General features: G+C 60.9%; 10 protein-coding genes. All 10 read left to right on the plus strand.

Annotated elements, in window-relative coordinates:
* Positions 1-577: 577 nt before the first annotated feature.
* The 10 genes from HKK55_RS06425 to HKK55_RS06470 are packed head-to-tail and all read left to right on the plus strand — an operon-like array spanning position 578 to position 11815.
* The gene (locus tag HKK55_RS06425) at positions 578-1636 is read left to right on the plus strand and encodes a radical SAM protein (protein ID WP_169353871.1); all 1059 of its coding nucleotides are present in this window, start codon (positions 578-580) and stop codon (positions 1634-1636) included.
* Positions 1633-2454 carry a class I SAM-dependent methyltransferase gene (locus HKK55_RS06430; RefSeq protein WP_169353872.1) on the plus strand — a complete coding sequence of 274 codons (822 nt, stop codon included), beginning with the start codon at positions 1633-1635 and terminating at the stop codon, positions 2452-2454. Before HKK55_RS06425 ends, HKK55_RS06430 begins: the two co-directional genes overlap by 4 nt.
* A complete protein-coding gene (locus HKK55_RS06435; protein WP_169353873.1) occupies positions 2451-3542 on the plus strand; it encodes a glycosyltransferase in 1092 nt (363 codons plus the stop codon). Before HKK55_RS06430 ends, HKK55_RS06435 begins: the two co-directional genes overlap by 4 nt.
* Entirely contained in the window at positions 3539-4246 is a 708-nt protein-coding gene (locus tag HKK55_RS06440; RefSeq protein WP_169353874.1) for a PIG-L deacetylase family protein, read from the plus strand. Before HKK55_RS06435 ends, HKK55_RS06440 begins: the two co-directional genes overlap by 4 nt.
* A complete protein-coding gene (locus HKK55_RS06445) occupies positions 4227-5036 on the plus strand; it encodes a glycosyltransferase family 2 protein (protein ID WP_169353875.1) in 810 nt (269 codons plus the stop codon). The genes HKK55_RS06440 and HKK55_RS06445 overlap by 20 nt, the downstream gene beginning before the upstream one ends.
* Complete coding sequence (locus tag HKK55_RS06450; RefSeq protein WP_169353876.1) at positions 5033-6310, plus strand: DegT/DnrJ/EryC1/StrS family aminotransferase; 1278 nt, start codon at positions 5033-5035, stop codon at positions 6308-6310. The genes HKK55_RS06445 and HKK55_RS06450 overlap by 4 nt, the downstream gene beginning before the upstream one ends.
* Positions 6307-7485, plus strand: coding sequence for a hypothetical protein (locus HKK55_RS06455; protein ID WP_169353877.1), 1179 nt, complete (start codon positions 6307-6309; stop codon positions 7483-7485). Before HKK55_RS06450 ends, HKK55_RS06455 begins: the two co-directional genes overlap by 4 nt.
* A 37-nt stretch (positions 7486-7522) precedes the next feature.
* Positions 7523-8878 carry a UDP-N-acetylglucosamine 2-epimerase gene (locus HKK55_RS06460; RefSeq protein ID WP_169353878.1) on the plus strand — a complete coding sequence of 452 codons (1356 nt, stop codon included), beginning with the start codon at positions 7523-7525 and terminating at the stop codon, positions 8876-8878.
* Positions 8879-10765 (plus strand): asparagine synthetase B, encoded by a 1887-nt coding sequence (locus HKK55_RS06465; RefSeq protein WP_169353879.1) that lies wholly within the window; start codon positions 8879-8881, stop codon positions 10763-10765.
* Positions 10766-10768: 3 nt separating this feature from the next.
* Positions 10769-11815, plus strand: a complete 1047-nt coding sequence (locus tag HKK55_RS06470; RefSeq protein WP_169353880.1) for a Gfo/Idh/MocA family protein — start codon at positions 10769-10771, stop codon at positions 11813-11815.
* Positions 11816-11819 lie beyond the last annotated feature (4 nt).

The raw sequence follows: 11819 nt of genomic DNA on the forward strand, positions 1-11819 counted from the left end.
GGCGCTGCAGTAAATAACCGTGAACTACGGGTGATCCGTCCATGGCAATCCTTAACTAATACGCATTGTTTGTAAGAAAATACCTACATTATATTTTGTCGTTTTGAACACGTTCCTGTGTTTCGTAACGTTCATCAGGTTTGGTGGGTTAAGTCAGGCAGTTACGGCAATGGTTATTGTGGGTTTGCCAGTTTTTTATAGATTGTGGTTATAACGGTTCCATTCGTTTTTGATACTCGCTAAGGGCCAGCATAGCAGTGGTTAAGAACAACGCACCCGCCGTTTGTCGGCGACGATAAGGCTGTTTCAGAGGGGCTAATAAAAATTTGCGTAGTGGTAAACAACTGCTAGCGTAGAACAACACTGAAGGCCTCTGCGGTTCATGAGTTGTCGGTTCCGAGGGATAAGGTCGTCAAAATCGTTGTTTCAGGGAAGATGTTGAAATGTACTAGGGATAATTCGCTATAACCGGATCGAAAATTATCGTGAATGCTGCTTATGACAGTGGCATGGATTTTTTTGATCAAAAGTTAATTATTTTTCCCCATTACTGTTTGAGTGCAAGGGGCGTTCGGCTATGAATGATGTTATTCAGTTTGTTCAAGTTCAAAGTTCTTGTAATAACCCTTTGATTCATGCTGAGTTACCAAAGGCTATATACATAGAACTGACAGATCGCTGTAACTTGACCTGTCCGATGTGCCGCTGCAGTCCGGTAAAAGGCAATATCCTGCCTTTGCCATTGTTCAAGGAAATGGCCGCAACGTTATTTCCCGGCGCCACGTTTGTGGACCTGCGTGGCTGGGGGGAGAGCACCATCATTCCGGGCTTTCTCGACTACCTCGATGTGGCGTTGGCCTACCCGGTCAAGATCAAGCTGATCACCAATGCCGTGGTACGCAAGCCGTCAATGTGGCAGCGCCTGGGCCAGGAGGGCATTACGGTCGGGGTGTCGTTCGACGCCGCCACCGCACCGTTGTTTCGCGAGTTGCGAGGGGGTGCCAATCTCGAGCACGTCATGGCCAATCTGCGGCTGCTTACCGCTGCTCAACGAGAGGCGGGCCATGATCCGGCGGAAAAGCTTTATCTGTGCGTGACCATCAGCGGGCGCAATCTCGACGAGCTGGAAGACATCATTGCCCTGGGCATGAGCCTTGGCGTGCGGCGCTTTAAATTCGAACCATTGTGGGCACCTGACGATGATCCCAATCGCCTGGAGTTCCACGCCGAACGAGTAGCGACGGTCATGCGGCGGCTGACGGCGCTGCGACGCCAGCACGACCTGCAGATTGAACTGTCGGCCGCACTCTCCGAAGCCAGCATCCAACCCAAGGCGATCCACAAGGTCTGTATCCATCCCTGGCAGTACCTCTACATCAACAGCCGTGGGCGCCTGGGCTTTTGCGATCACCTAAATGGCCGTGATGAATTCACCTTTGGCAGTTGGCAGGAAGGCACCTTCGATCAGTTCTGGAACGGTGCCGACATGCGCCAACTGCGTGCCGAACACATGCAACGCCTGGGGGGCGAGGCAATCAAGCGTTGCGCAGACTGCAATTGGTGTTACGAGCGGCGCTATATGGATCTTGAAGACTGGCTAGAGCCCGAATGGGCCAACTACAGGGTGACCCTATGAACATCGACGACCTCACCCTCAACCCGCCCTGGCTGGCGCACTTCTATGACCCCGCGCTGTTTGATGCCAGCGCAGGCGACGCGGATTCAGCTGCGACCATCGGCTATTACCGCACCCGACTCGAAGGGCCACAGCGCAGCGTACTGGATATTGGCTGCGGCACTGGCCGTCTGGCCCTTCCCCTGGTGCAGGACGGGCATAGCGTACACGGCGTGGACATTAGTGAGCCGATGCTGGGTTACCTGGCAGCCAAGGCCGAGGGCTTGGATCCGGACGTCCGGACGCGATTGACCTGGGCTTGTGGCAGCGTGTTGGACATGCCCGTCACCCAGACCTTCGACGTACTGGTGGCGGCAGATGACTTTGTCACCCATTTCGACCTGGATGAGCTGGGCCGTTTCCTGGTCATTGCTCACCGTTGGCTGCGCCCGGGAGGCATGTTGCTGACCGATATGCGCGAGCGCTCACCCGCTCGCCTGGACGCCGCTGCGGCACCTTTTCCCAAGCCAATGCAGAGCCATGGCCTGGCCAGTGGCATCGCGACCGAAAACGGCCCGCGCTACGCGGCAATGATGGGCTGGGAAGAGTACGACCCCCACAGCCGTTGGTTGGTCAGTCATCAGTTATTCAGCTTTATCGATCCACTGGGCCAGGAAGAACGACGCAACTGGAAGACTATCCGTCAACGTAACCACAGCAACGCTGAGTTCATCGAAGCCGCGCATCAGGCTGGCTTCAAGGTTGAACAGGCCACCGGTCGTGGTCCGCAGGGTTCGCTGGGTGAACAAGGCGGCTTTTTCCTGCTGGTGCAGGCGTGAGTGCCAGGCTAAGGCTGATCTGGGTGGTGCCCTCACTGGCCGGTCTTGGAGGCAGTGAATACGCTGCCGTGACCTTCGCTCGCCTGGTGGCTGGCGATGGACATCATTTGCGGCTGTTGACCGGGCCGCAAGTACACCCGGCGTGGCGTGAATTGTTGCAGGTCGAGGGCCTGACGTTGATTGAGGACCCGTCCGGCAGCCCCCAGGCACTGTGCGAAACCACCGAGCGCCTGCTTGAACACCAACCAGCGGACCTGATCCAGTTCATGCCCCTTGAGGAGCACTGCCTGGCCTGGTTGCGCAAGGCCCTTCCAGTTCCTGTCATTGGTTGGGAACCCACCGATCTGAGCCCACAGTGCTGGTGGTTGCCTGCGGCCTTGAAGACCCAAATCCATGATCTGAATGCCTTGCTCGTACTGAACCCCTGCGCCGCCCGGCATGCTCGCGAACACTATGACTACCGGGGCCCGGTGACGGTGTTGCCCAACACCCTGAACGGTGTACCGGCCAAGATATCGGCTGATCTGCACGGTGACCCGGTGGTGGGCTGTATTGCGCGTTTATCGGCAGAAAAGGGCCTGGAATACCTGTTGGCGGCATTCTCGTTGTTGCTCGTGCGCTGCCCGCGGGCCATTTTGCGTTTGTGGGGTGAGGGTGAGGACCTCCAGCGTCTGGAGAATCTGGCGAAGATGCTGGGTATTGAGTCACAGGTGCAGTTTGTGGGCGGGTTTGAGCCGTTCAGCGGGATAGATGAGGTGGCCGCGTCCGCTGATGTGTTTGCCTTGAGCTCGCTGTTCGAAGGGGCCCCGGTGGCCTTGCTGGAGCTGGCCGCCAGGGGCCGGCCGGTGGTTGCCTCGCGGACCTCGGGAGCACGCTGGGTGTGCGGCGAAGACTATCCGTGGCTGCCTGCTGTCGGTGACACCCGGGCCATGGCCGATGCCCTGGCGGATGCGCTCAACGGCCAAGGCCGCGAAACCCTGGGTGAGCAGTTGTACCAACGGTTTCATCGACAGTTCGCTGCCCGCCCGGCGTTGGCCGCGCTCAATGCCGCGTATGCCGACGTACTGTCAGCCGGAGTCCGGTTGTGAACGCCGTTGGCGGTACCTGGTTGCTGGCGCCTCACTGTGACGACATTGCCTACTCCCTGGCCGGCCGGCTGTTCTCTGGAGTGGAGGGGAGGCGGCGCATGCAGTTGCTGACGATTTTCTCCCGCAGCCGTTTTGCCCCCTACGCCCCTTATGCGACCACCGAAGCGCAAATCACTGCATTGCGCCAAGACGAAGAGTCGCGTTTCTGTGCCGCCCTGCACCTGGAACACGACTGCCTGGACCTGGCCGAAGCGCCGCTGCGGGGCTATCTCGATGTCGACTCGCTGTTTGCCGAAGACGGCGTTACCCCAAATGACCCAATACTGGAGTGCCTGGAGCAGCGATTGCGCCAGCGCCTGGAGGTTGCCGCCCCCACCAGGGTTTTTGCGCCCTTGGGAATCGGTGGCCATGTCGATCACCTGATCACGCGCGCTGCTGCGCAACGGGTATTCGGCGGCGTCTGCCCGCTGTTGTTCTACGAAGACTTGCCCTATGCCGGCGAACTGCAACCCGACGAACTGACCCGTCAATTGTCCCGTGATGCCCAAGGCTTGCGACCGTTGCTGACACCTCTTGGTGATTGGTTGCCGGACAAGCTGGAGCAGTTGGCCGGATACGCCTCCCAGGTGGCGCCCAAAGACCTGGAATCGGTAGTAACCCATGCTCATTTGATTGGAGGTGAACGTGTCTGGACCCTTGGCTGATGTGTGCATTTTGACGTTTGCTGTCGATCGGCCCGAGGCGCTGGCGCGTTGCATTGCCAGCGTCGCCGCGCAGCAGGGCTCGATCCGTATCGAGCAACGAATTTTGTCCGAGCGTGCCGCGGCGCTGCGGGCGCATCCGGCATTGGCGCCCTGGCGTGACCGGGTGCAGTGGCAGCAACTGGCGGGGCAACCTTTCCAGGGTCCGTCTTCGGCACGCATGGCCCGTTTGCGCGCAACGGCGGTGGCCCAGGTAACGCAGCCACTGGTAGGTTTCCTCGACGATGACAATGAGCTTGAGCCCGAGCACCTGGATTCCCTTTGCCAACTGCTGCGAGACCCTGAACTGCAGGCGGCCCATTCCTGGCGACAGGTGCTCAACCCGGATGGTTCGGCATTTTTGTTCGAGCATTACCCGTGGCACGACGACCCGCGTGTAGCCCACAAGATGTATCAGTGGGGCCTGGAACAAGGGGTTTTTGCGCCGGGCAGTCCGGTGATGCGGGACGGCGTCCGAGGGCCTGATTGCCCCGAAAACTGTGCCACCGTCGACATGAATGAATGGCTGTTTCGCACCGCATGCTTGCGTGGCCTGGGATTTGACGATCGCTTCAGTCAGTTTGAAGTCGAGCACCGGGTGGGCGAGGACGACAAGCTGTTCCAGCGGGCCCGTGCCGAGGGCGTGAAGTTTGTGTGTTCGCAGCGCCCCACGGTGCGCTACTACTTGGGTGGGGTGTCCAATTTGCGCCTCACCAGCGGCCCGACCCTGGCTGTCGCCGGAGCCTGCTCATGAACCGCCTGGCGCTCCACGGCGGGGTACCTGTGCGTTGCGAGCCCTGGCCGCAATGGCCACAGTCCACGGTGCAATCCGAACAGGCGCTGCTGACGGTGATGCGCAGCGGGCGTTGGTCGGTCAGCGGCCTGGAAACCGATGGCAGCCCGGCCTGGGATACCCGGTTCGCCCAAGCGTTTGCCCGTTACAACGGCGTGGAGTGTTGTGTGCCCACCGCCAATGGCACCAGTGCCTTGATGTCATCCATGCAGGCCTTGGGGATCGGCGCGGGCGACGAAGTTATCGTGCCGGGTATGACGTGGGTTGCCTGCGCCAGTGCAGTGCTGGCGATCAATGCAATCCCGGTCATTGTCGACATCGATCCGCTGTCCTTGTGCCTTGACCCGCGTGCCGTGGAAGCGGCTATTGGCCCGAGGACCCGAGCCGTCATGGCCGTGCATTTGTACAACGCGATTGCCGACCTGGATGCCTTGCTGGCCCTGACCCGGCAGCACGGCCTGCACCTGATCGAGGACTGTGCCCAGGCCCATGGTGCCCTGTGGCGTGGTCGGCGTGTAGGGAGCATCGGTACGGTGGGCACTTTCAGCATGCAGAACGGCAAGGTGCTGACCAGTGGTGAAGGCGGTGCCTGTATTTGCGACGACCCGCAACTGGCCGCGCGTATCTATCGTCTGCGCTCGGACGGCCGACGACTGGCCAGCCAGCCGGTGCCGTCCGGTCATATGAACCTGGAGGAGGGCGGCCCGGGGTTTGCCCAGAACTTCTGCCTGAGTGAGCCCCAGGCGGCGATTCTGCTCTGCCGCCTGGAAGACCTGGACCAGGAAAACGCCCAGCGTGCGCGACAGGCCCAGACGTTGCGCAGGCACTTGGAGGAAATCGGCGGATTTGGCTTCCAGCACTCAGCCCCAGGTACCGAGGCGACCACCCTCTACCACTTCCCTATTCGGCTGGAGGGGCCGGAGTTTGACGGCGTGGATGTCGAACAGGTCTGCCAGGCATTGTCTGCTGAGCTGGGATGCTGGGTGCATCCGACTTACCCGCCGATGGATGAATTTTCTTTGCTTGCCCCGGGGCTTTCACGGCGTTTGTTGGCGCCGCCTCGGGTGCCGCAACCGTTGCTGGGTGCCCGCAAGGCTCGTCGGCAACATGTGGTGTTGGCCCATTGGCTGTTTTTGACTGACAGCCACGCCATGGCCCAGATAGCCGACGCTTTTGCCAAGGTCAAACAGCAGGCAGCGAGCTTGCGCGTGCGCCAAGGAGAAGGACAATTATGAGTACCCCTCTGCATGAAACAACGGCTCGGCGCCCAGCACCGGCGCCTGCTGTGCAAACCCTGAGCTTCCGATTCGCTGACCAGACGATGGAAATGCTCCTGGGCTATCAGTACACCGAACAGATTGCCACGCGGGCCAGTGAGGACGCCGAACACATCATTCTGGTGGCTGACCGTCGGGTTTACGAACTGTGGGGCGCTCCATTGCTGAGCGCCCTGCAGCGCCACTTGCCGGTGACCTGCCTACTGGTAGAAGCCGATGAAGTCCACAAGACTTTGGCGGTATTGCAGAGCTTGCTCGATCACGCGGTGGCCGACGGCGCGACACGCCGTTCGGTGGTGGTGGCGTTTGGCGGTGGGCTGACGGGGAATCTGGCCGGTTTGCTTGCTGGCTTGCTGTACCGCGGTATTCGCCTGGTACATATCCCTACCACGCTGCTGGCAATGTCCGATTCGGTGCTGTCGCAAAAGCAGGCCGTCAACGGAGCGAATGCCAAGAACATGTATGGCTTGTACCACCCTGCGACCTTGTGCTGCGTGGACGTGCAGTACCTGGAAAGCCTGCCACCGCAGGACTTTTCCGCCGGTGTGGTGGAACTGTGCAAGAACGGCTTGGCTTTCGATGTCGCCACAGTGCCTGAGCTCAAACGTTTGGCTGCTGACCCGTCACCTGTCGGCCGTATCGACTTGGTGAAGCTGGGTATTCGGGCCAAGCAACGGTTGCTGCTGGACGATCCACTGGAGCATGACTTGGGCGTGGTGCTGGAATATGGACACACCGTCGGGCATGCCCTGGAGTTGGAAACCGGCACCTTGACCCACGGCCATGCGGTGGGGTTGGGCATGCTGGTGGCCGCCGCCATCGCCCGAGGGCGTGGCTGGTTGACCGAGCAAGACGAGCGCCTGCATGCCCAGTTGCTGGCCCGCAGCGGTGCGCCCTGCAGCTTGCCGTGGCCCGTGCCGTTCGACGCCGTCATGGCACGGGTTCGCCTGGACAACAAGCGCGGGCGTATCCCGGTGAGCGCCGGACACTACCCCTTCGTCCTGTTGCGTCGCCTCGGCCAGCCGGCCATGACCCAGGGGCAGCCGCTGGTGGGCGTGGAGGAAAGAGAAATTCGCCAGGCTTACGAAAAATTGCAGTCGGGGTATTACGCCGCCCTGGTGTTTGCCGAGTAACCCCACCGGCAGGTCTTTCGCGATAAGGAGTGTCGTGATGTCTGAACTCAACGTTACCCTGGCCTGGCTGGATGAGCAGCGCCTGGCGAACGCCATCGACCAGGCGAATCACCAGCAACGGCCCCTGTACATGATTGTCCTGGCGACCAAGCCTTGCTACATCAAGCTGGCGAGCCTGGTATTGGCCTGTGAGGCCGGGGAAGTGCCTTTTTTGTTGGTCGACAGCGGCCAACATTATGACGAGGCACTGACGCAGGCCAAGCAGGAGCTGGGCTATGAGCATTTGCTGGCGGTGATTTTCGGCATACGGGGTTCGCTATTGATGCGCACCGCGCAGTTGGCAATCGGCATCGAGCAGCTTGATGCCCGGCTCAAGGCCGGTGGCATTCGCCAGCCCGTGGTACCGGTGGTGTCCGGTGATACGGCCACCGCAGCGATGTTTGCCCAGTTCTGGTACTTCGCCCATGGTGTGCGCAGTGTGCATGTCGAGGCCGGGTTGCGCAGTTACGGGCCCCATGTCCAGGACTGGGAAAACCTTCATGACTTGACGCAACAGCGGCATTTTCATTGGCAGCGCTTTCGTGACGAGCCCTTCCCTGAAGGTGTCGATACCGCGTTGGCCAGCGTGGTCTGCGATCTATTGCTGGCGCCGGTGTGGCGCAATGTTGAACAGCTGCGCACCGAGGGTTACCACGAACAGCAGATTAGCCAGGTTGGCTCCTTGAGCAGTGATGCTGTGCGCCTGGCGTTGCCCCAAGCAGGGCGTAGCCAGATCTTCCAGCAATATCCGCAGCTGGCTCACGGCCGTTGGTTGCGGGTGGATCTGCACCGACGCGAGAGTATGACGGCGGATGCTTTGCGTGCCGTGTTACAGGGCTTGGGCAGACTCGCGGCGGATGGCATCCAGGTGGTGCTGATTCGCACCAACGCTTTTAACGGTGCCCTGGTTCAACATCAGCTCACTGATGTGTTGGACGAGGCTCGGTACCAGGGTGTGGTGGTGCAGCCAATGTGGCCACACTACACCGATGTCATCCACTTCCTCACGTCCAGCCATTGCCTGGCGTTGTACACCGACAGCGGTGGCCTGCAAGAGGAAGCCAATATACTCAGGGTGCCATGCCTGACCTGCCGCCTGAGCAGTGATCGCCCGGAAACGGTACTCGACGCCCAGACCAACTTGCTGCTGCCACCCCTGTCGGCGGAGTTTGTCCACCGGCACCTGAGTTGGGCGTTGGCCCAGCCACCCGCCACGGTCTGGCCCGGGCTCACGCGAACACAGCCGCTCTACGGTGAGGACGTGGGCCAAGGCATCGCTCAACTGCTCAAGGCCCACCCGGCGCCTGTGCCATTGGCAGGCGCACAAGCGCAGTTTCTGTCGCGGGGTGCCTGAATGAACCGCCCCGTGTTTTGCGCGGATGCTCGCCATTCTCCGTCGGCCTTGTGCGGCGGGCTCGACGGTGAAACCGGCGACCTGGCCTTATGGCTAGGGTCACTGTGCCGGGCGATTGGCATCAACCCTGACAGTCTGCCCTCCCGACAACACACCCATACGTTGTGGTACGGCGAATTGTTCAACCGTGCGCAGTTACTGGAATGGCTGGGGCTGTCATCGCCGGCCCTGACCGACAGCGAGCTGCTGACCCGGGCCTTTCTGGCCTGGGGCGAGTCGCTGACCCTGAGGCGGATCAGTGGCAAGTTCGCCCTGGCGTATTGGAACGCCGAACATCAGCACCTGATCCTGGCGTGCGATGGCACCACCGAGGTCAATCTCTTCTATGGCCGTATCGGCAGCCATTGGTTGTTCAGTTCCGACTTTGCAGCTTTCCGGCCGTTGCACCGACATCTGGAGGTCGATCGCCAAACCCTCGGGTTGTTCGTGCGCTATGGCTTTGTACCTGCGCCCCATACGTTTTATCGCGAAGTCCGCAAGTTACTGCCTGGGCACTGGGTTTCATTATCTGGTCGATCTGGCGCAGACGTAGCCGTGCAGCAGCCCTATGCATCGTCGTTATTTGCCTGCCAGCCGACGCCCCGGGTCAAGGTGGCCGAGGCACACGAGGCTACGCAAGCCTTCGAGAGCCGGTTGATGCAGTCCATCGCGGCGCGCCTGGACGGGACGACGACGGGAGCGTTTATGTCCAGTGGTTTTGACTCGACCCTGGGCGCAGCACTGTTGCAGAAAACCCTTGGCGAACCCATTCACACGTTCACCGCAGGCTTTTATGGCATGCATTGCAATGAAGCTCCGGCGGCCAAGGCCATCGCCCATCACCTGGGCACCCTCCATCATGAAATCTACCTGGATGACCGTGCATTAGCGGGGGCAGTCCATGACATTCCCAAGACCTATTCCGAACCGTTGGCTGACTCCTCGCAGTTGCCTTCCATGCTGTTGGCCCGGGCCGCGAGTGAGCACGTGAGCACGGTCTTTGCCGGCGATGGCGCAGATTGTGTGTTAGGCGAATACGCCCAGCGCCTGGACATGTACCGGGCGTTCGTACGTGCCCGTGCACTCGGCCCACGGCTCAGGGAGGCACTGACCGCAGGACTGTTGCTGGCCGAGCGCTGTTCGCCGCGCCTGGGAGGGTATGTGGCCAATCACCTGGCTCACCGGCTGGCCCTTGATGATCCGGGGCGTGATGCCTTGGAAGACGTCCGTGGCGTGTTGGCGGCTGAGGGCCTGGGGCAGGTCGAGCAAGTCCTTGGCGCCCGGGTATTGGACCCGGGGCGACTGGTATTGGGGGAGGCATCGACGGATATCCCCTGGCCAGGCCTTCAAGCACCGCCGCGCTTGTCGGTGCTGCTGAATCAGTTGGTGCAGGTGCAGGGCGAGATCCTCCTCGCACCGGTGATTCACAAGACTGTCGCGGCCTGTGCCAGGCAGGGCCTGCGTGTGGCCATGCCGTTTCTCGATGCCGGGCTGCTGGATTTTGCCAGCGGTTTGCCCCACCGCCTCAAGTACCGCAAGCACACCTCCAAGTGGCTGTTGCGCCAAGTGGCGTACCGGCACATTCCCCAAGTGCTGCTGGACCGCCCGAAACTGGGTTTCAGTATCTGGCTCAGCCCGCTGCTGCGTCACCACCTGCGCGAGTGGGCCGAGCACTTGCTGGCGCCCGAACGGTTGCATAACGACGGCTTTTTTGACGTGGCACAAGTTCGCCGGGAATGGACGCGGTTGCTGCACCACGGGGAAAACTTCCGGGAGGAACGGCTGTGGTCGATCCTCATGTTTCAACAGTGGCTGGACACCAGCCGTGCCTTATCCCCTGCGGAGTGACTCATGACAGCGATTAAAACGGCTTTGATCGGATGCGGCACGGTCTGTGATTGGCACCTGGAAGAACTGGTGAAATTGAAGGACCTGTTCAAGGTGCGCTGGCTCTGTGACAACGTCCCGGGCAAGGCGCAACAGTTGGTGCACAAGTGGCAAACCGGGCGCTGGACCGAGGACTATCAGCAGGTACTGGATGACCCCGAGGTCGAGTGCGTCTGGGTACTGACCCCGCCTTTCAACCACGCCGAGGTGGCCATCGCCGCGCTGCGGGCCAACAAACATGTTTTCTGTGAGAAACCCTTGGCCAAATCCTCTGTGCAATGCCAGGAGGTGGTGCGGGTGGCCGAGGACAGCCAGCGGGTGTTTCTGCTGGGATATCCGATGCGCTTCTCCGCCGACGCCGCCAACCTGCGCCAGGTGGTGCAAAGCGGCGTACTCGGCCGGCCGGCAGTGTTCCGTGATGTCTGGGCAGTGTGCAAGGGCTCGGACAGCCCGGCCATCCACGATGCTGAACTGGGCGGCGGCGTGGTCTTCGAACATACCCATTGGCTGGATTTCGTGACCTGGATGTTCGGCCCCGCACAAAAGGTCTATGCCTCCACCCGCAAACTCAAGGCGGGTCCTACCACTGCCCATGACACCTTGATCGCGGTGATCGATTTTGTCTCCGGTGACCAGGCCGTCTGGTCCGAGTCCTGGGCCGCCACCGGCATGGGTTGGGAGCCGCTATGCGTGGGCCGCGCCGGGATCCGGCCGACCTTCGACGTGATCGGTGAGCGGGGCGTCCTGCAGTTTCCCAATGCCCGTGGAGAGAAGGTCTTGAGTCTGTATCGCTTTGATGCGCCCGAGCAGCCGGTCAGTACCTGGACCTGGCAAAACGATTGGGGCACCAACGACGATGCGTTCCCCAATGAACATCGACATTTGTATGACTGCATCCGGCACGGTACACCGCCCATTTGCCAGGCCCGGGACGGGCTGCAAGCGGTGCAGTTGGCCGAAGCCATTCTTGAGTCCAGCCGCAGTGGCCTGCCGGTATTTTTCCAGCAGTAGCCGA

Source organism: Pseudomonas sp. ADAK18, assembly GCF_012935695.1.
In the GTDB taxonomy this organism is placed as follows: domain Bacteria; phylum Pseudomonadota; class Gammaproteobacteria; order Pseudomonadales; family Pseudomonadaceae; genus Aquipseudomonas.